Genomic DNA, 21,422 nt, shown 5'->3' on the forward strand with positions numbered 1-21,422 from the left:
ATGAAAAACTGAGGTCTAATTTAAATCAACAATTTCTAAAAGGCAAGTTTCGGAAGAAGTATATTGTTTTTTTAGGTGATTATACTAACATGGCGATCGCTTAACTTATTAGAAATAGCTAAATGATGGTCATGCCACATTTATAAAGTTATACATCTTGTTATTAACTTGATTAATGACGGTTATTATTTAGGTGAGAATTCACAACAGAGAAGCCCCGACGTGTGGGTTTTATAGTAGCTAACTGTACTTGAAAACTTACCTTGTCGCTCATTGCACCACTTCTGGCTTCCAAAGTCCAGTTACCAGGGCGCAAGGGCCAAAATAAAGAATTGGCTGATTCTGTAGCTAGTTTTTCACCATTTAGCCACCATTCCACAGGTTTAGTTGCTGTCCCTGTTAGTTTAAATTCTAATTTTTGCTTGGCTTGTTCACCTGGGTACAACAAAAATAAATCACCATTATGAGGAGATAAAATTCTTAGATTACTAGGATTTAAATTCGATTGTTGCTGTCTGGCTAACCACTCGTCATACTCTGGCGGCAAATTTTCTTGCTTCTGACTTTCGTAAGCAATTTTGTCTTCTGGATAAAAATATTCCTGTACCACGGAAGTACAATCTGATGTTGGTTTTAACCCAGAAATGGCACAGATGGGTAACTGCACTAAACCTGTAGGAGGCGCAAAACTTACTGGTTCTTGATGTTCATGCAGATGTAACATTATCCGATTCCACAAAGGCGCAGCCCCTGTAACGCCTGATACCTGTCGCATCGGTTCGCCATTGAAATTGCCCACCCAGGTAGCTACTGTGTAATCGGTAGTGAAGCCTACCGTCCAAGTATCACGAAAATTAGAGGAAGTACCAGTTTTAACAGCGGCTGGGAAGGGTAAATTTAACACCGAGTCTACACCAAAAGCTGTAGCACGGGCATGGCGATCGCTCAACATATCGGTGATTAATTGCCATGTTGTAGGATTGGGGATTGGGGATAGGGGATTAGGGATTGGGGATTGGGAAATTGTAGTTAGCAGTTGTGCGGCTTCTCCCATTTTTGCCATAGTGACATAAGCCCTCGCTAATTCCCAGAGGCTGACTTCGCCACTACCGAGAGTTAAACCCAAACCATAATATTCTGGGGTTTGATTGAGGTGTTCAAAACCCAATTGATGCAGATGTTCTAGGAAAGTTGGCACACCTACCTTCTCTAAAACCCTAACAGCCGGTACATTAAGGGAATTTGCCAAAGCCACCCGCACTCGCACAGGCCCCAGAAAGGTTTGGGTATAATCTGTAGGACTATAAAGTTTTGCACCAGGAATCGCGTAGTGGGCAGGTACATCTGCCAAAATTGTATTCGGGCGAATTATACCTTTTTCTAAAGCCAACTCATACACAAACGGCTTGAGGGTAGATCCTGGTTGACGCAGCGCCTGAACTCCGTCATTGCGTCCCAGTTTTGCTTCATTGAAGTAATCGGGTGAACCGACATAAGCCAACACTTCCCCAGTGTGATTGTCAATCACCAAAGCCGCCGCATCATGAACATTATTAGCGGCGAGAGAAGAAATTACCTGCTGTACTTGTGCTTCAACAAATTGTTGTAAAGGTCGATTTATTGTAGTGCGGATTAGTCCCTCTCCTTCTGGGGATGAAGCGCTTTGCTGTGTCGCTAACCAAAATAAAAAGTGTGGTGCAGCAATAATTCCTCTTTGGCGAGACTGAAACACAACCTTTTCGGTATATGCGCGTTCTGCTAATGAGGAAGTTATGTAGCCATCTTGTACCATCTGATTGAGAACGTATTTCTGGCGTTTCTTCAACCGTTCCCAATGCTCTAATGGATCAAAGTAAGTGGGATTATTAGGGATAGCTGCGAGGAGACTAGCTTGGGCAAGATTCAAATCACTCGCTGGTGTAAAAAAATAAGTACGGGCTGCTGCTTCTACACCATAGATATTTCCCCCCATTGGTAAGCGATTGATGTATGCAGAAAGTATTTCATCTTTGTTCATCCCAGCAACTAACCGCCAAGATAACCAAATCTCACGCAGTTTACCTGAGAGAGTACGCGGAACAGGATCTAACATCCGCGCCAACTGCATAGTAATTGTAGAAGCACCAGACACAATCTTTTTAGCGTGAATCGCTTCTTTGATAGCGCGGACTACTGCTTTTATATCCAACGCCCCATGATGATAGAAGCTACCATCTTCGGCGGCTAAAATAGCATGAATAAACTGGGGAGAAACCTGATTTAATGGGACTACTGCTGTATGCTCTTGGTCACGAGTGAGTAGAGTTCCCAGTGGTAATCCATTGCGATCGCTAAACTGCATCGCTAGCTGATTTTGCATAATATCTGTAGCATGAACGGGCGCAAAATATGGCATTAAGCGCACCGTCAAGCACATTAACAGCAAAGCCAAAATAACTTTGCGCTTTCTTCTGCGATTAATCCAACGCCAAACTTTTTGCGTAATTTGGATCAGCCAACGTGAAGTTAGTTTCATCAGCGAATCCTCTACCCATCAAACTTACTTTAATTTTGACGCAGCGATCGCAATTAAATCAGGAAATATTTTTAACACTTAACAACTCATCTATAAAAATAAATTTGGAGATGGTAATTAGTATTATCTAAATTTAAATACCTGATAAAATCTTCTCTTTACTCTCCTCCTTGGCGTTCTTGGCAGTTCGTTAAAAAAAGTAAATGTTTTAGTTAAGAATTATAGTAATTTTAAGGAACAAACACATTAGATTAGTTATCTATATAAATAACTATATAGCAGATCTATTGGAGTTTTGAAAACTTCATAGATGGGCATTGCCTATCCTACATAATTATTAATTAAACATGGTTATTAAAATTTTTATTCAATTCATACTTACCCTAGCACTTATGTTAGGAATAACAGGGTGTAATTTTTTTGGAATTAGCCCAGGTAAAGAACCACTACCAACGGTTGCGCCTTTAACACCGCCAAATTTACCAGACTGGATTGAACAAATTAGTCCCATTGGCGATGCGAAACCACTCAATCAAATTCGCATCCGATTTAAAGAAGCTTTAATTCCTGTTGAAAGTCTTGACAGCCCAGAACAGCAGAATTTGCTACAAAAATTTGAACTATTGCCACCCTTACCCGGCCGATTTCGTTTTTTAACACCGCGTATGGTGGGATTTCAAGCTGATAAAGCATTGCCACAAGCGACAAGATTTAAGGTTACCCTAAAAGCAGGTTTAACAGATTTAAAAAATCATCATTTAGATAAAGATTTAGCTTGGACTTTCAATACAGAACTGATTAAGCTGACAAATTTACCTGGTGTAAATCCTATTGAGAAGGCTGATGCTCAACCGATTGATTTGCAACCTAAACTACAATTTACATCCAACGTAGAGCTAGATACAGCTTCAGCCCAAGAACATTTACAATTACTTCCAGAAGGTAAAAAGCAGGGGATTGGCTTCAAAGTTGATTTAATCAAAGAAGATAAACCACTAGAAAATGAAGATCCTTTAGAAAAATTTGACCCTTCAGCACGTAATTGGATTTATCAGCTTATCCCCCAAGCAAATCTAGAAATAGCAACTCGTTATCGATTGAATTTTTCTCCAGGTATCCGTCCAGCTTATGGTAATTTGCCTAGTGAAAAAGAATTTGCCAGCAAGTTAACAACATATTCACCCTTAGCATTTCAAAAAATTAGTTTCTATGGACAACCAGATGCAGGGGGAACTTACGGCAGATTTACTCAAGGTAGCCCTCAACTGGAATTTAATAATATCTTAGTGGCAGATTCAGCCCAAGAAAATATCACAATTAATCCTGCCCCAAAAAATATTCCACGGCTTCTTCAAGTTAATGAGGAAGATAACATTATACGCATCAATCCTTATGCACTTGCACCAGCCACTAATTATACAATTACTGTTGGCGCAAATCTCAAAGATAAATTTGGGCAAACTTTAGGTAAGCCTGTCACAGTCAAGTATGAAACTGGCGATTTAGCTGGGGATATTTGGGTTCCTTCAGATTTAAATATTTTTCCTTCAAGTAAAGACTTACAGCTAAATATTAATACGATAAATCTGCCAGAAGCGAAGTACAAAGCTGCTTATCGCGTAGTCCAACCAACAGATTTGGTTTACTTTAATTATGGGAATGATTTATTACCTAAACCTGCTGATTGGCAAAGTTTCCCAGTATCAGCTAAGAAAAATCAAGCAGTTGATATTACTATTCCTTTACGAGAAAAGCTATCTTCGTCTACGGGGATGTTAGCTTATGGGGTGCAAGCACGTACTAATAAATATCAAGAAAATCGCAAGGAACTGTGGCGAGAACCTACAACTTATGGCTTAGTACAATTAACCAATTTAGGTGTATTTTCGCAGTGGTTTCCCGATTCTGGTTTAATTCGTGTTCATCATCTTGGCGATGGTTCACCTGTGAAAGCTGCTGCTATTGAAATTTATCAATCAAAATTAAACGTAAAATCTCGTCCTCAACCTCTACCTTGTGCATCTGGTAAAACAGATGATAATGGTAATCTCAGCATTAAACGCGAAGATTTGCAGCAATGTTTTCCTGGAAATCAAAGATTTGTCAAAGCACCAGAATTGGTAATAATTGCCCGTGAAAATCAAGATTGGGCATTTACCCGCACAGAAGAATATAGCGGTGTTTATGGTTATGGTATTGATGCAGGTTGGCAAGATGGAAAACCAGAATCACGAGGAATTATATTCTCAGATAGGCAATTATATCAACCAGGGGAAAAAGCTTGGTTAACTGGTTTCGCTGATTACTTACAAAATGGCACAATTCAGCAAGATAAAAATGCTGTTTACCAATTAACTCTAGTAAATCCTGATGGACAAAGGACTAATTTAGGCACGAAGACAAGCAATGAATTTGGTACTTTCTCCCTAGAGTTGCCGATTAATAAAGCTCAACGCTTAGGATATTATACAGTCCAGGCTAGAGGTAAAAGCGGACAAGAAATTTCGGGTGAATTTCGGGTGGCTGAATTCAAACCGCCTAATTTTAAAGTTGAACTCAACTTGAATAAAGAATTTGCCTTAATTGGCGATAAAGTTGAGGCTAAGGCTGCTAGTAATTATTTATTTGGTGCGCCTGTCCAAGGAGGAGAAGCAAAATATTTTGTCACGCGCCAGCAGGCTAATTTTACTCCCAAAGGATGGGAAGAGTTTAGCTTTGGTAGGCAATGGTTTTGGCCGGAAGAAAGCCCAAATTTACCTAGCGATGTGTTGCAGGTAAATTCTCGGTTAGATGCTAGCGGTAGCAGCGGTCAAACTGTGACAGTGGCTAAAGATTTACCATATCCAATGACTTACCGTGTAGATGTGCAAGTCGCAGATGTTTCTAATTTATCGGTGGCGAATTCGCAAACTTTTACAGCCTTACCAACTAACCGCCTGATTGGGTTAAAAAGTAATTTTATTGCTGATGCTGGCAAACCATTTTCTATTGAAACTGTTGTTACTGACCCTACAGGAAAACCCATCACAGGTCAACGGCTGCGTCTGGAGTTACAACAGATGAAATATAGCAGCGTCACTAAATTGGTAGAAGGTAGCCGAACACCAAAGAATCAAGTGGAATATAAGACAGTGGGACAAGCAGAAGTGACATCTGCTAGCAATCCTCAGTCGGTAAGTGTAACACCTCAAGAATCAGGTTCCTACAGAATTAGAGCGAATTTTAGCGATACTAAAGATGAATTAAGCGCCACAGATTTACAAATTTGGGTAACTGGAGACAATCAAGTATTCTGGGGTTCTCCAGAAGAAGACCACCTAGAAGTTAAACTAGATAAAAAAGAGTTTAAACTCGGTGAAACTGCAACAGCATTAATTCAATCTCCCTACCCAGATGCAGAATTATATTTTGCGGTAATTAAAGATAAACCTCTCTATCAACAGATTACCAAAGTGAAGGGAGGCGCACCGCAAATTCAATTTCAAGTTACGCCAGAAATGCTACCTAATGCAGCAGTACAAGCTGTGTTAGTTAGACAAGGCGCACCACTTAATCAAGTGGAACCGGGAAGTTTAGATAAATTAGTAAAAATTGGTTTTGCACCATTTAAAGTCAACTTGCAGGATAAATATTTACAAGTGCAAGTGAATCCAGCGCAAGCATCACTGGAACCTGGTGCAGAGGAAACTGTACAACTAGAACTCAAGGATAATCAAGGTAACCCCACCCAAGGACAATTCTCAGTCATGGTGGTCAATGAGGCGGTACTACAACTTTCTGGTTATCGTCCGCCAGATTTGGTAAATACAGTATATGCTGAACAGGCGATCGCAACCCGCTTCAGTGATAATCGTCCCGCTGTCGTCATTCAACCCCAAGATATCCCCAAACCCAAAGGCTGGGGTTATGGCGGTGGCTTTTCTTCAGGCGCAGCCAATACCCGCGTCCGCACAGATTTTCAAGCTTTAGCTTACTACAACGGTTCTGTGGTTACTGATGCTACAGGTAAAGCACAGATTACATTTAAACTCCCCGATGACTTAACTACATGGCGGGTGATGGCTGTTGCTACCGATGGAAATCTGCGTTTTGGCAATGGCGATGGAACATTTATCACTACTAAACCATTGCTAACTAATGCCATCTTGCCACAATTTGCCCGTCCAGGCGATCGCATCCTCGCTGGTTTATCCGTCACGAACAACACTGGAAATACTGGAAATCTCGCAATTAACGGTGAACTCAGCGGTACGGTGAAGTTTGCTGATAATAACCCTACCGCTACCGCTTTGCAAACCAAAGCTGAAACCGCTACCCAGGCTTATCGCTTTCCCATGGTCGCAGATAGTGTGGGAGTTGGGAGAGTTCGCTTTACCACGCAGTTAAATAATGCAGCCGATGCTTTTGAAGTACCTTTGGAAATTAAGCCCCTGGAAATTACAGAACAAGTTGTTGAAACAGGAATAACTGAAAAGCAGAGTAAAATCCCTTTGAATGTTGATAAAAATACCTTCCCAGACGCGGGAGGTTTAGATATTCAGTTAGCAAGTACCTTAATACCAGAAATTAAAGCACCAGCCAAACAAGTTTTAGCAGATAATGAATTACCATTCGCAGAACCAGCAGTGAGTCAGTTAATGATTGCGGCGAATTTGCGAACGCTGTCACAAAAATATAGTCAGACATTTGCAGAATTTAATCCTAGCCAACAAGCAAATCAAGCAATTGAACAACTGCAAAAACTTCAAATAGCTGATGGTGGTTTTGCTTCTTTCCCTGGACAAGAAAAATCCGACCCTTGGGTGTCTTCCTACTCAGCTGAATCTTTAACTAAGGCAAGTCAAGCCTTCCCTAGTTTGATTGATTCTAAAATGCTTTCTCACCTCAAGGGTTACTTACAAAAAGTCCTCGCTAACCCTGGACAATACGAATTTTGCAAACAGCAACTTTGTAAAAATCAACTGCAACTAAATGCCTTGATAGCTTTAGCAGAATTGGGCGATAAACGCAATAGTTTCTTAGCAGATATTTATCAAAAGCGCAATAACTTTGATGTAGTCAATCAAATAAAACTAGCGCGGTACTTATCCCAGTTCTCCGAATGGCGAGACGAATCACAAACAATGTTGAACCAGTTACAAAAAAATATATATGAAACTGGTCGCACAGCAGTTATTAGTTTACCCAATAGTTGGGGATGGATGAGTTCATCGACGACAGCACAAGCGCAAGCTTTACGTCTATTTATTGCTAACAAGGCTAAACCCGAAGTTATCGATAAATTATTTCAAAGTTTGCTAGCACAACGAAGAGATGGCACATGGCAAACTAGTTATAACAACGCCCAAGCACTCACAGCCTTAGTAGAATATAGTCAACTACAACCCACACCACCTAATTTTGTGACCTCTGTACAATTAGCTGGTAAAAAGTTAGGAGAAAATCGCTTTGATGGCTACAGCAATCCTAGCCTACAGCTAAATGTATCAATGGATAAATTACCTCATGGACGTCATGATTTAGTGCTACAAAAATCAGGTAGAGGTAAATTACACTATCTGGTTACTTATAATTATCGCCTGCAAGGAAATCAATCAGGAAAATTCAACGGTTTAAGGGTAACAAGAGAAATACAGAAAGTAGGTGAAGAAAAAGTTCTGCAAAAATTAGGACTTTACGCCTTTGATAAACCATTAACTTTAACACCTGGACAAGTTTTTGATATTGGTTTGGAAATTATTACCGATCATCCTGTGGATCATATAGTAATTACAGATCCTCTACCAGCCGGATTAGAAGCAGTAGATGCAAGTTTTCAAACTACAACAGCAGCATTAGAAGCAAAAGCCGATAGTTGGCAACTTGGGTTTAAAAATATTTACCGCGATCGCATTATCGCCTATGCCGACCACCTCGACCCAGGAGTTTATAGCCTGCATTACTTAGTGCGTTCCGTTACTCCCGGTAAATTCCTCTGGCCTGGTGCAGAAGTCTATCTGCAATATGCACCCGAAGAATTTGGGCGTGCTGCTGAGTCTACATTAATACTGGAGGATGGTAAGTAATAATTATGTAATCTGTGGCTACAACAAATCTAAAAATCTTTCCAGGTCTATACGAGCCTGCTTTAAAATCTTGGCTAGAGTAGAACGCTTAACTGGTCGATGAGCCGGAACTGTCAATTTCAAAACTTCATCTGACCAGGTTTTTTCTAGCCTAATGTGACTACCTCGCTGGCGTACAACTGTCCATCCATCCTGTTCTAAAGCAGCGATAATCTGAGTGTAAGGTAAAATAGGAACTTTACTCACAGTACCAATTCCCTAATAATTACTCCCTCTTGAGTGCTCAATTCATTTTCCAATGGCTCAAGATAGAGTTCGATTGCTTCTTGGATATTCTCTAATGCTTCTTCAACAGTTTCCCCTTCACTAATACATCCAGGAAGTGAGGGAACATAGACGGTGTATCCACCTTCATCACTGGGTTCTAATACAACTTTGAGTTTCATAATTTGGTAATGAACTTACTTCTCTATTTTTAATCATTTGTAGCTATCGCATTATCGCCTACGCCGACCACCTCGAACCAGGAGTTTATAACCTACATTACTTAGTACGTTCTGTAACTCTCGGTAACTTCCTCTGGCCTGGTGCGGAAGCGCATTTGCAATACGCACCAGAAGAATTTGGACGGGCGGCTGAGTCTACACTGGTATTAGAGGAGCATTCCTGAATATTCATCGCCTGCTTATATGCTCATCTGTAAAATTAGGAAAGAAAGATAAAAGCCAGCTATAGCTTTTAGGAGAAGCTTTGCTATGACTGTAAATATTAATCTTCAAGAGGCAGAAGTTACCTTTTCTGAACTTCTGAAGCGGGTAATTCAGGGTGAAGAAGTGACAATTATTCAAGATGGAGTTGCGATCGCTCGTTTAGTACCTGTGAATCAAAATCTCCCAAAGCGGATACCAGGAAGCGCTAAAGGCTTAATCACCATCGCTCCAGATTTTGACGATCCCTTACCTGATGATATCCTTGCGAGCTTTGAGGGATGAGAGTACTGTTTGATACCCATACTTTTCTGTGGTGGATTACTGATAGCTCTCGGTTATCATTTACAGTTAGATCAATTATCAGTGATGCCAACAATAAGTTATTTTTCAGTGCAGCTAGCGGTTGGGAAATAGCTATTAAAGCCAATACCTTAGCCAATTTACGAGGGTAAGTTCATGTATTAACGTCCTAGTCTCTAGGGTTTGGCAAAAACAATAAGTCCTAAAAATTCCTTCCCGATTTGTCACAAGGCTTTTTTTGACATACTACCGCAGTATCAAGGGTTTGAGCGGAAAACATACCTTGTAAGCTCAACGCTTATGTATCGGTTATTTTGCCATTTTTGCCAAAATTTTTTTAACCTCTTATTTTGGCGAAGGTATTGAAAGCACAACTAGGTAAATTGCTGTTACCAAAAATTCCAGAGCAGTTTATTTCTGAGCAATTGCTGATTAACTCTATTGAAAGTCTACCAATCCAACTTAATCACGCTGTTGGAGTTTATCATCTTCCCAATCATCATAAAGATCCATTTGACCGGATATTGGTTTGTCAAAGCCAACTTGAAAATTTACCAATTCTGACTCTAGATCCGTTAATTTCTCAGTATGATGTGAATGTTATTTGGTAGGCAATATAATTTTTTCCAGAAAGCGCTCGCACCACTACAACATTAACAACAAAAGGCGATCGCATTATCGCCTACGCTGACCACCTCGATCCAGAAGTGTATAGCCTGCATTATTTAGTTAATTATTTTACTGATACCTGCCTTCAAAAAGGATGCCTATAATTGGGTAACAGTGACACAATGGCAGCTATTAGACTTTTGAGATGGAAATTTTTACCATTGGACATTCCAATCACAGCATTGAAGCATTTATTACATTGCTACAAAAGCAGGGGGTAACAGCTTTAGCGGATGTGCGATCGCATCCATACAGTCGCTATTTACAACACTTCAGTCAAGCACCACTTAAAGCAGCCTTAGTCAATGTAGGTATTTCTTATGTATTTTTAGGACGAGAATTAGGAGCAAGACCTAGTGATACAACTTGCTATGTTGATGGTAAAGCTTTATATGAAAAAATTGCATCTACTCAACAGTTTGCAGATGGAATTCAGCGATTGTTAAAAGGAGCAGAAAATTACAAAATTGCGCTGATGTGTGCAGAAAAAGATCCAATTACCTGCCATAGAGCAATTCTTATTTGCCAACGCTTACGACAGTTTGACCTAAAAATTAATCATATTTTGTGCAATGGTGATTTAGAAACTCATGTTTACCTCGAAGAAAGACTGTTAAGATTACATAAACTCAAAATACCAGAGTTACCTAAACAAATTCAACTGTCTTTATTCGAGAGTATTTCCCTTTTTGAACCATCGATGTTGCAGTATTCAAAAGAAGAATTACTGAAAAAAGCCTATCAGCAACAAGGCGAAAAAATTGCCTATGTAGAGAAAACAGAAAATAAATATGAGTAAGGCAATTAATTTATTTACTATTGGTTTTACTCAAAAGACTGCTCAAAAGTTTTTTGACACTTTAGTTAATTCTGGAGTTAAGAGAGTTGTTGATACCAGACTGAATAATATCTCTCAACTTGCAGGTTTTACTAAGCGGGGAGATTTAGAATATTTCTTAAGACAAATTGGTGATATCGAATATGTACATATTTTAGATATGGCACCAACAAAAGATATTTTGGATAATTACAAAAAACACAAAGGTGATTGGCAAACCTATGAGAGCAAGTTTTTAGCATTGATGAGCGATCGCCAAATTGAAAAAAAAGTTTCACCACAGCTTTTAGATGGTAGTTGTTTGCTTTGTAGTGAAGCGAAACCTCATCATTGCCATCGTCGCTTAGTGGCTGAATATTTGCGTGACAAATTGGGAAATATAACCATAAGTCACCTATGACAAACTTTTATGGCTCAAATTATCTGCCTTGCCAATTCTTGGAAACTTAAAGAACGTTGTATTGCAGGAGTTAATCTTGCTACAGGTCAGTGGCTGCGTCCAGTCTCTAGTTTGTATCCAGAGGATGGTCGAGTTCCTGCAAGTATCCGACTTATACAAGGCAAAGAGCCTGCACTATTGGACATTCTAGAAATTCCGTTAGATAAGAATGGCCCCGACTTTGGTTTTGAGAGTGAAAACTTGACTATTGCTAGTGGAGTCTGGAAACGAGTCGGGCAGGCTCAATGCAAAGATATCTTGCAGTACTGTGGTAACTATTCTCATGTTCTTCATAACTCTAACAAGTATGTGACTGTAACTTATCTACAGTCACTTCCACTTCATAAAAGACGCACCCTGCAATTAGTATACGCAACAGAATTATCTGTAGAGGCTATATCGAAGGCTCAAGGTGGTCAGAAATGGCAAGGTACTTTGCTGACAAATACAGGTCAGCAACTAACTAATGCTATTATTACTGATCCTGTATTTGTAAAACGATTGGAATCTGGCTATCGTCCTCAAAATCCCTGCTTAGTAACAGTCAGCTTGAGCCTACCCTACTTACCATCTAATGATTGGGAAGGAGACAAGCCTTGCTGGAAATTGATTGCTGGCATTATTGAATTGTCGGATTATGACTTGATTTTATTTAAATAAACCGCTTGGGCTAAAACATATATCGAGGGCGCTCTTATCTACAGCGAACCTACAATAAGCGATCGTGTCAGGAATTTACTAATACTGAAGTTATTCAGTTTTTGAATCATCTCAAAAGTTTTTAAAATTGCTTACAGAACTTACGCACTCAAATCCCCCAACCTTCTTAGAAAGGGGGCTTTAGGCGTTCCCCCCATTTTAAGGGGGCTAGGGGGGATCGGGGTTTCAGGCTTGGGTGCGTAAGTCCTAGCTTAATGGTCTGAGTGCGATCGCCTTCTAAATAATGTGCTAAACCTATTCCAAAAAAGATTGGGGTCACAGCTTTAGCTATTATTTGGCACTTTTTATCTCCTAATATCGTCAATATATTTAAATCTAGCTCAAGCTCTTACACCAAACAAATCTAAGCGATTAGTTTGTTTAAGTTAGGAGAATTTATAGATAGAAAATATATGAAAATCACAAATATTGTACTGGCAGCCGCCTTAGCAGGTGTAACTCTTGCTGCTCACCCCAAATTAGTACAGGCTCAAGTCTGCCCCCAAAATGGTATAGTTCCTGCTGCTATCAAGCCTAAAACTATTCATCAAAAACAATTTGGCTATCGCTTTAACATCCCTGATAACTACAAAACTTTAGAAGTGGGCGAGAATGGATTACTAATACTTGATCCTCACAGTTTTGCACAGGCACAATGCTTAATAAAAAACAAAGTTCCTACAGAATTTCCTAAAAGTATCTCGATTTATACACAATCAGTTAATTATAATAATCGTAGTTTAGCTGATATTGTAAAGCTAAATGACCCCACAGCCGAGAAGTTTGCTAATACTAAAGTTGCTAATCAGAATGCCATTAGTTACACATCTAATACTTTAGGCGTTGAGAAAAAGGTGGCTTTCTTAACCCCCGATCACAAATACATAATTAGTATTTCGGCTCCCTTTAATTTTCAACAGGGACGTCCTACTACGGTTTTTAATAAAAATGTATTTGACAAAGTTGTCTCAAGCTTTAGTTTTATCCGAAGATGATTTCTTGCAATGTATTAAATTTGAGCGCTATCTGATACATAAAATGAGAAAGCGATCGCGAACTCAATAATTATATTCAACAAAGTATGATCAGTTAAAATTTCGTAGCTAGAATAAAAGCGCCAGTGAATACGGTAAAGAAACTGGCGCTGGTGTTATCAATCTTTGTGGCAGCATCATCTTAAGCAAAGCGCTATTGATGTGCAATGGCGTCAATCCCCTTGTGGGTTTTGCCCCCATAAGTGCTTATATCAATTCCCCAAATAAGGTAACTAATGATACAGATTATCGCGGAAACGGGAAGACGCGGAGATTATGTCTAGCCAGATTTTAGAGAAAGACTATTACACTAATCAAGGACGAAATTTTCTAAACAAATTAGTATGTATCCCTGAACAGATAGCCAACAAACTATTGCAACCCCACCCAAATACTTCCTTCTTCCACACGGATAGGAAAAACAGGCAGTGTCTTTTCTTTAGAAATCATACCCATCACCTTGCCAAGTCCAGGGGGAAAGGTAATCCATTCTGTAGGATTACCACTGGACAAATCAAAAGCACTACGGTGGAAAGGGCAGACAATCGCTCCATTATCTGTAATTTTGCCCTTCTGCATAGGTAGCTTCATGTGCGGACAGGAATTTGCTACCGCGTAAATTTGGTTGTTGTGGTGAATTAGTAAGATAGCGTGTTTTTCAACTTTTACCACTTTGCGCTCATTAGGTGATAGTTCATTTTCTGGTAGAACTTTAACCCAGTTCATAAATACCTCGCTTAATATCATCTACAAGGCTGCTGCTTAATGGAAGACCTTGAGATCTTATGCTTTTTATCCCTCAAGCAGCTGATTAAGTACATCATTTTACAAGTTTGCAAGACTATAAATAGCTCAAAATCTTGCTTGCAACTAGTAATATTTCACTTTTAGGTCGCTTTAATTCTCAATATGTTGCTTAAATCTCGTTTTAATCGACGTTTATTGGTAATTGGGGAAAAGTTGATTACCAATTACCATCGCAACGAGAATACAAGGGTTTTCACGGACATGAGATGATTTGTTCAGCAGACTCTGAAAAATAATTAGTGGCTAATTAGGCAGCAAAGTTTATAAAGTATTATGGTTGAACATATTCAACCACTTGATGCCTGAATTTTTTGCTGATTCTAAAACAGAGTAGGACTTACGCATAAAAACGGAAAATCAAAGGTTTGGGCGTGTAGGCTATAAGGCTTTAGGGGGGATGGTGTTTAAAAGCTGTACATTCCCACAACCTTGTACCCAGCCTCAACGAATAATATTTTTGCGTAAGTGCTAAACAGACTTGTTTGGCTGACTTCGCCCAAATTGGATACGAGCAATTGATATCAATCGCTTAAAATAAACTTTGTCACATTGAGAATTCTTCTAACAAAGTTTTGATTTTAAACTGGAAACTGTTAATTTAGCTAGGAGTCGGGGAACTATGGATACAGTAATTCTACAAGTATGGTCAGTCAAGTAGGTAGCGACTGAGCAAGTGAGTAATATCTGCAAACCTTGCGATCGCCTTTGGTGCTGCGCTCCGCGCAATCGCCCTACAGCCCTTCTCCTAAAGGAGACGCTACGCGTAGCTTGCTTAAGCGTAGGGGTACGGGCATCCTACGGCAGGCGCTGCGCTCCCTTGCAATCGCAGCTTTAGATGAAGCTAATGCATCTTCCAGCGGAATTTTCATAATGATAAGCCGGTAAGTTATGCACACAACGTCTGTAACCTGATTATGCCTTCCTTCCTAGTAATTAACAATGGCAGCTACATCACTTTTGATGTCACATTTATAGTACTAACACTTAACTTATTTTAGGAATTGGCTACATATCAATTTCTATTCTGCCAAGAGATTTGTCTAAAATTAATTTAAATTTATTAAATATTATAATTATCCTTTATTTTATTCAAGTCGATATGGTTTTAGATTTTTATTGCTACACTTTAACATCTATAAGATTTGCTCTAACAAATATGTCAAGTTAAATGCTTTCTAGTTAGTTTACATTGAAGTATTTCTTTTTTGTCAATGATTTAGGAGAACAAATATGAGAGGAAAACAGGCTGATATTTTGATACTTGTAATTAATTTGGCAGTTACCTAATGGAGATGCTCCTCTTAGGGAAGTAATGCTACATGAACAGACTTTGAAGCTTAAAATATTGATTTACCCTAGTTATCCACAGGATGACGCTAGTTCAATAAGCGATTAAACTGTAAATAATGCTAAATAACTGTTGCTGTTGGCAACACTTAATAACATTTCTAAAAACTCATCTCTATATATCAAAATTTAGTTATGTCATTGCATCAACATAGTTTTGATGAGACTGCCGATTTAATTATTGGTGTTCGTAACCAAGACAAAACATATTTAAAAGAAAATTCTGCTGCGATGGGTGGTTTAGCTACAAGGCAAGGAACGATTTCTAGTTTTCTTGCTCCCCTGACTCAGGATACTTTTAAACAGGTTGTTAAAGAGGTCGAACAAAAATTACAGATTGTCCATCAAACTTTGTCAATGCTGGATTCTCATGGATTTGAGAAAATCCTAGAAGAAATGTTGCATTCGATTACCCTGAAAATTGGTGAATTATTAGGGGCAGATCGTACAACAATATTTTTATTAGATGAAGAGAAACAAGAACTATGGTCTATTTTGGCGGAAGCAGAAGGCGATCGCTCTTTGGAAATTCGCATTCCAGCGGATAAAGGAATAGCTGGTGAAGTTGCTACTTTCAAAAAAGTGATTAATATTCCGTTTGATTTTTATCAAGATTCGCGCTCAGTTTTTGCTCAGAAACAAGAAAAAATAACTGGTTACCGTACCTATACAATGCTGGCTTTGCCATTGTTGAATGAACAAGGGAAATTAGTTGCAGTAGTACAATTACTCAATAAGTTAAAATACCTGGATAACCCCGATGATCCCCTTGCAGAACGCATCGATACTAGGGGTTTTACTAACGTCGATGAAGAATTATTCCAGGAATTTGCGCCTTCAATTCAACTGATTTTAGAGTCGTCACGCTCGTTTTATGTAGCAACGCAAAAACAAAGAGCAGCAGCGGCGCTTATGAAAGCAATCAAGTCGCTAAGTCAAAGCAGCCTTGACTTAGAAGATACCTTAAAACGGGTAATGGATGAAGCCAAAGAACTGATGAATGCTGATCGCAGTACTTTATGGCTAATAGACCGCGATCGCCATGAATTATGGACGAAAATAACTCAAGGTGATGGTTCAACTAAAGAATTGCGAGTCCCAATAGGTAAAGGCTTTGCTGGCATAGTAGCTGCATCTGGTAAAAAGCTAAACATTCCCTTTGATTTGTATGACCATCCAGACTCAAGTACTGCCAAACAAATTGACCAGCAAACTAGCTATCGTACTTGTAGCTTACTTTGTATGCCAGTATTTAACGCCGATCAACAATTGATTGGCGTCACTCAGTTAGTAAATAAAAGAAAATCAGGAGATTTTCCGGCTTATAACCCTGCATTTTGGCCAAAAGCACCCGAATGCTTCCAAGCTAGTTTCGATCATAATGACGAAGTGTTTATGGAAGCTTTTAATATTCAAGCGGGAGTGGCACTGCATAATGCCCAGTTGTTTGCCACAGTCAAGCAACAAGAACAAATGCAACGAGACATTTTGCGTAGTCTTTCTAATGGTGTAATTTCTACTGATAAAGCAGGGTTAATTATCGCTGCCAACGAAAGTGCTAAACGCTTGTTAGGCCATGAAGAACAAGACCGTTTAGAAGGTCTTTCAATTAAAGATGTCATCGGTATTAAAGAAGGTGACTTTAGTAAGTGGTGTCAGGATGCTTTAAATGCAGCCGATTTAAAACAGCGACAGCAGTATTATCCCGATCGCATACTTTTAACTACTGGCACAGAACAACACAGTATTAATTTATCGATTAACACAATTGCCGATGCCAGCGATGATACACAAGTCCGTGGGGCACTGGTTGTGATGGAAGATATCAGTGATGAGAAGCGCCTTAAAAGTACGATGTACCGCTACATGACTCAGGAATTAGCGGAAGAATTATTGAAATTGGATGATGCTAAATTAGGAGGCGATCGCAAAGAAGTTTCGATTCTATTTTCTGATATTCGTGGCTATACAACTTTAACGGAAAATTTAGAAGCCGAAGAAGTAGTCAGTATGCTCAACGAATATTTTGAATCAATGGTAGAGGCAGTTTTTCAACATAAAGGCACCCTTGATAAATACATTGGTGATGCGATTATGGCTGTATTTGGTTCTCCTCTACCATTAGAAGAACATGCTTGGATGGCAGTGCAAACATCCTTAGAAATGCGCCATCGGTTGCAAGAATTTAATCACCGTCGTTACTTAGCTAATAAACCCCGGATTAGTATCGGCATTGGAATTCATTCTGATACCGTGATTAGTGGCAACATTGGCTCTAGTAAACGGATGGAATTTACTGCTATTGGTGATGGCGTCAACCTTGGCTCTCGATTAGAAAGTGTCAGCAAACAGTACGGTTGCGACATCATTATTAGCGATAACACTTATAAACCCTGCCAAGAAAATATTTGGGCTAGAGAACTAGATTATATTCGCGTCAAAGGTAGAAATGAGCCAGTAGCTATATATGAACTGCTGAGTTTGCGTTCCGATCCTATTAATAGTAAAAAACTAGAAGTAATTGAGTATTATCACCAAGGACGTGAGTATTACCTCAAGCGTGAGTTTAGCTTGGCTCAAGATGCATTTACCAAAGTTTTGGCTGCTGATGGCAATGATAAACCTGCTATGTTGCATCTGCGCCGTTGTCAGCACTGGATACAATCACCTCCATCAGAAGCAGATTGGGATGAGGGTGTGTGGACTTTTAAAGAGAAATAATCAGCAATTTAAAATAATTAAACTTGCTACGCTTGCAAGAAATCTTCAAATCCTTATAGCTTGATTTAAACCAATATAATTAACAATCATATCAAGTCCGGCTAATTAGTATTAATTCCCAAAGCTATGCAGAAATCCTAAAAAGCCTTCTCCTGTGTCCCTCTGCTCCTCTGCACCCCTGCTATTTTCATGATAAATCTTTAACCGGACGTGATCTCACCACCCATAAGGGAAAAAAATCGAGTTAAATCTGGAACCGTAAAAATGTAGTCGTCCAAAACCCAGAAATTGCCCGTGAGATTTTTCACCAGCAGGAAAAGCCGTAACTCCAAATAAATAAACACCTGCCACAGCCGGATTCCGCTTAGGTTTTAAACCAATTGTAATAGTTTGACCAGGAGATATTGGCGGCTCAAATCTTAATGTTACTGTCCGTGACTTCTGGTTACTCGCCCCATCTTGTAATTTAAATTTTTGCCCCTTGTCGGAACGCGTACCTTCAAAAGCAAAACTGTTTTTTAGATCAAAGCGAATATTGTCTACTCCTTGATGCTGGTTGATTGTGACTTGTTGCAGTGGTTCTCCGGCATTCTCTGGTAGGCTGAGGGTAAAGTAGTATGTTGCACCCCAGACATAGACCTCATTATAAGTAGTAGCTGCCTCAACCAACCGCGGTGGTTGGGCAAAATATACTGTGCCATCTCGCAACTGAATTGCTGGACTCGGCTTTTGAGTATATGTTTCAATTCCAGCTACAGTTGCGATCGCTATGGCCAATATAACTGCAACGCGCATTGCTTTACCTAAATGACCAACTAGATCAATTGTACTGTGAATTGTCTTGAAAATAAGGCAGAGGAGGCAGTTGCTTATGGGGTAAACCCCCATAAACAACTGCTGCTCGCATAGCATATCCGTAGGATTCACCCGAAGGGGAACAGGGAACGGGGAACAGGAAAGAAAAAAAGCTGAAGTGTACGGTATTTTTTCAAAAATCAAATAGGAATCCTATATAGATACCCAATGCCTCATGCCCCATGCCCATTTTCATGACCGACTACTCGCGTAAGTATAGTAGTTTTTGTAGGCTTTGTACTGAGTCTGATCTCCATTGGCAACGATGCCTAAAACATTGATTGGAGAAATTTTTAAACTATCTTGAGCCTGCATCAACCCCGATTTATCTGTTTTGTCTAATCTCACTACAAGCACCATGCCATCAGTGTAGGGTGCTAACATTCTCGCATCAACTAATCCCACCATTGGGGGAACATCATAAATTACTAAGTCAAAGGTTCTATGGAAGTATGCCATCAAGTGCTTCATCTTGTCTGACGAAAGCAACCTTGCAGGGTCAGGTGGTACAGGCCCTGAAGTAATTATAGATAAATTGCTCATCGTTGGCATTTTCCGAATAACCTGCTCAGGTGGCATATTTGTAGAAATTAAACTACTCAAACCCCACAGGTTATTTAAATCTGATAAGTAGTGAATCTGGGGTCGGCGTAAATCAGCATCTACAAGTAATACTCGTTTCCCCATTGCTGTGGCTATTTGAGCTAGTTGAAATGCAACAGTAGATTTGCCATCTCCTGGCAGTGCTGAACTAATAATTAAAGAGTTAATAGGGTGATCGGAATTAAGTAGTTGTATATTCGTATACAACATCTGTAAAGATTCCCAAAATTTTCCTTGCCTGTAGTAGCGATCGCTTGCAGATTGTCGTTGTAAATTCTCAACAGAACTAGAAACTCCCTGAAGCAACTTAGCAGGTACTTTTTGTTTAGGAGACTTTTGTTCGAGATTGAGATTACGGCTCAGTTGGACTTTTTTGTCTAAAGGTAAAATTCCTAGTATCGGTAATTTGATATTTTCTTTTAACTCCGCGACACTATGGTAGGTATTGTCTAGTTTTTCTAAGAGTAAGCTAATGCCGATACCTAAGATAGAGCTAGCAACAAATCCCAAAAGCAAACTACGTGTGATATTAGGAGATATCGGGTATTCGGGCTGAAAAGCTCCTTGGATTAACTCCCAAGGAAGTTCTGTTTGAGCTACCTGAATTTGCAGAGTTTCACGAGTAGCTAAAAAACGATTCAGACTCTCAGTCGCAATTTGCAAATCTCGCTGGAGTTCGGTATATTTTCTTGATAACACTGGTAAGAGTTTAGCTTGTCGATCCAGTTGCACTTCTGCTTTAGAAAGCTCTTGGCTTTGAACTTCTAAACTCTGCATTTGAGTTGTAATTTCAGCAAATTTTATTCCTAAAACACGCTGCGCTTCTTGTTGTATTAATGGTAACAGATTTTGTTTTTTATCATTCAATGTTTGAATAGCCGGGTTCTCTGGTTGGAAACGAGTTAATTCACTAGATATTTGAACTTCTAGTTGTCGCAACTGAGTAACTAATTGTTGATACATAGGTGAAGAATTTAGCGCTACAAGCTCTCCTTCTTTCCCCTCCATAATTTTATAATTGGAGCGAACTAACGCTAATTGCTGATCAATTGCTATTCTTTGATTAGACAATGTTTGAAGTTGAGACTGGATTTGTTCTCCTTGAGTGTCAGGACTAATAAAATTATACTTTTGTCTAAAAATTTGTAGCTCTTTTTGCAGCTGATCCACTCTATTTTTAATAGATGGCAGTTGTTTCTCAACAAACTGAACTCCTTGCCGCAGCTTGGTTTGCCGTTTCTCTAGACTGTAATTTAAGTAATATTTAGCAATCAAATCTAATACTACTTTTATTTGATTTGGATCATTACTTCTATAGGTAACTTCTATAATTTTAGTTGTACCTAAACGACGAATTAATAAATTTTGAATGAGATAATTATAGTTGATCCCTGGATAATAACTTTGCAGTTGCTTCACAATGCCTGCCATTAACTCAGGACTCCTAAGAACCTGAATTTGGCTTTCATAATCTAAACTTGCTTTAGTGTTGAAGTTAGCGTCTGTAGTAACTTTTCCTAAATTATTATCATCATTGACAGACTCTACTAAAAGCTGAAAACTACTTTGGTAGACTGGTTTTTGCTGTAGCGTTGAGTAGGAAACAAAACTCATCACAACGCTAGTTACTCCTACCATGACTAAAGCCCGCCGCTTGATCACAGCCAGGAATTGTTTTAAGTCCCAATCCTGCTCTTCCTTTGCAAACCAGGAAAAATTTTGAGATGGAAGTGTTGTGCCTCCACTACTTCCATTCTGTTCGTAACTTGAGATTTTAGTAAAATGATTCTCCATCATTAATTTGTATTGGGTAATAAGCC

16 protein-coding genes and 1 pseudogene are annotated in these 21,422 nt (G+C 39.2%); 10 read left to right on the plus strand and 7 right to left on the minus strand.

The annotated features are described in order from the left end of the window. Positions 1 to 172: 172 nt before the first annotated feature. Positions 173 to 2,515, minus strand: coding sequence for a penicillin-binding protein 1C (pbpC, locus tag AC5JL8_RS20045; RefSeq protein WP_495881434.1), 2,343 nt, complete (start codon positions 2,513 to 2,515; stop codon positions 173 to 175). Positions 2,516 to 2,862: 347 nt separating this feature from the next. Here pbpC and AC5JL8_RS20050 point away from each other — a divergent pair, with 347 nt between their 5' ends. Next, the gene (locus AC5JL8_RS20050; RefSeq protein ID WP_495881435.1) at positions 2,863 to 8,580 is read left to right on the plus strand and encodes an alpha-2-macroglobulin family protein; all 5,718 of its coding nucleotides are present in this window, start codon (positions 2,863 to 2,865) and stop codon (positions 8,578 to 8,580) included. A gap of 18 nt (positions 8,581 to 8,598) precedes the next feature. On the opposite strand, the gene AC5JL8_RS20055 is transcribed toward AC5JL8_RS20050, so the two are convergent. Both AC5JL8_RS20055 and AC5JL8_RS20060 read right to left on the minus strand, forming a co-directional pair. Further along, positions 8,599 to 8,826, minus strand: a complete 228-nt coding sequence (locus AC5JL8_RS20055; protein ID WP_495881436.1) for a type II toxin-antitoxin system HicA family toxin — start codon at positions 8,824 to 8,826, stop codon at positions 8,599 to 8,601. Continuing rightward, positions 8,823 to 9,026, minus strand: coding sequence for a type II toxin-antitoxin system HicB family antitoxin (locus AC5JL8_RS20060; protein ID WP_086690510.1), 204 nt, complete (start codon positions 9,024 to 9,026; stop codon positions 8,823 to 8,825). Before AC5JL8_RS20060 ends, AC5JL8_RS20055 begins: the two co-directional genes overlap by 4 nt. 47 nt (positions 9,027 to 9,073) lie before the next feature. Between AC5JL8_RS20060 and AC5JL8_RS20065 the strand changes: the two are divergent. From AC5JL8_RS20065 to AC5JL8_RS20100, 8 genes and pseudogenes are all read left to right on the plus strand, one after another. Beyond that, positions 9,074 to 9,250, plus strand: a pseudogene (locus AC5JL8_RS20065) (alpha-2-macroglobulin family protein); the annotation flags it as partial. An 85-nt stretch (positions 9,251 to 9,335) separates the two neighbouring features. Then, positions 9,336 to 9,572: a type II toxin-antitoxin system Phd/YefM family antitoxin gene (locus tag AC5JL8_RS20070; protein ID WP_495881437.1), complete on the plus strand. Its 237-nt coding sequence runs from the start codon at positions 9,336 to 9,338 to the stop codon at positions 9,570 to 9,572. Continuing rightward, positions 9,569 to 9,742: a type II toxin-antitoxin system VapC family toxin gene (locus tag AC5JL8_RS20075; protein WP_495881438.1), complete on the plus strand. Its 174-nt coding sequence runs from the start codon at positions 9,569 to 9,571 to the stop codon at positions 9,740 to 9,742. Before AC5JL8_RS20070 ends, AC5JL8_RS20075 begins: the two co-directional genes overlap by 4 nt. Positions 9,743 to 9,940: 198 nt before the next feature. Further along, positions 9,941 to 10,201 carry a type II toxin-antitoxin system VapC family toxin gene (locus AC5JL8_RS20080; RefSeq protein ID WP_495881439.1) on the plus strand — a complete coding sequence of 87 codons (261 nt, stop codon included), beginning with the start codon at positions 9,941 to 9,943 and terminating at the stop codon, positions 10,199 to 10,201. A 203-nt stretch (positions 10,202 to 10,404) separates the two neighbouring features. Then, positions 10,405 to 11,058, plus strand: coding sequence for a DUF488 domain-containing protein (locus AC5JL8_RS20085; RefSeq protein ID WP_495881440.1), 654 nt, complete (start codon positions 10,405 to 10,407; stop codon positions 11,056 to 11,058). Next, on the plus strand, positions 11,051 to 11,497 hold the full coding sequence (locus tag AC5JL8_RS20090) for a DUF488 domain-containing protein (protein ID WP_495881441.1): 447 nt from the start codon (positions 11,051 to 11,053) through the stop codon (positions 11,495 to 11,497). The genes AC5JL8_RS20085 and AC5JL8_RS20090 overlap by 8 nt, the downstream gene beginning before the upstream one ends. Positions 11,498 to 11,506: 9 nt before the next feature. Beyond that, on the plus strand, positions 11,507 to 12,196 hold the full coding sequence (locus tag AC5JL8_RS20095) for a dual OB domain-containing protein (RefSeq protein ID WP_495881442.1): 690 nt from the start codon (positions 11,507 to 11,509) through the stop codon (positions 12,194 to 12,196). 452 nt (positions 12,197 to 12,648) lie between these two features. Further along, positions 12,649 to 13,230, plus strand: coding sequence for a hypothetical protein (locus AC5JL8_RS20100; protein WP_495881443.1), 582 nt, complete (start codon positions 12,649 to 12,651; stop codon positions 13,228 to 13,230). Between the two features lie 411 nt (positions 13,231 to 13,641). Here the strand turns inward: AC5JL8_RS20100 and AC5JL8_RS20105 are convergent, their stop codons facing one another. Together AC5JL8_RS20105 and AC5JL8_RS20110 are read right to left on the minus strand one after the other, a co-directional pair. Further along, the gene (locus AC5JL8_RS20105) at positions 13,642 to 13,995 is read right to left on the minus strand and encodes a Rieske (2Fe-2S) protein (protein WP_495881444.1); all 354 of its coding nucleotides are present in this window, start codon (positions 13,993 to 13,995) and stop codon (positions 13,642 to 13,644) included. A gap of 812 nt (positions 13,996 to 14,807) precedes the next feature. Then, complete coding sequence (locus tag AC5JL8_RS20110) at positions 14,808 to 14,945, minus strand: hypothetical protein (RefSeq protein ID WP_495881445.1); 138 nt, start codon at positions 14,943 to 14,945, stop codon at positions 14,808 to 14,810. Positions 14,946 to 15,558: 613 nt separating this feature from the next. Between AC5JL8_RS20110 and AC5JL8_RS20115 the strand changes: the two genes are divergently transcribed. Beyond that, positions 15,559 to 18,144 (plus strand): GAF domain-containing protein, encoded by a 2,586-nt coding sequence (locus AC5JL8_RS20115; protein WP_495881446.1) that lies wholly within the window; start codon positions 15,559 to 15,561, stop codon positions 18,142 to 18,144. 216 nt (positions 18,145 to 18,360) lie between these two features. Here the strand turns inward: AC5JL8_RS20115 and AC5JL8_RS20120 are convergent, their stop codons facing one another. Beyond that, a complete protein-coding gene (locus AC5JL8_RS20120; RefSeq protein WP_495881447.1) occupies positions 18,361 to 18,939 on the minus strand; it encodes a DUF2808 domain-containing protein in 579 nt (192 codons plus the stop codon). 252 nt (positions 18,940 to 19,191) lie between these two features. Beyond that, entirely contained in the window at positions 19,192 to 21,399 is a 2,208-nt protein-coding gene (locus AC5JL8_RS20125) for a GumC family protein (protein ID WP_495881448.1), read from the minus strand. Between the last annotated feature and the right edge of the window lie 23 nt (positions 21,400 to 21,422).

Source organism: Mojavia sp., from assembly GCF_059505145.1.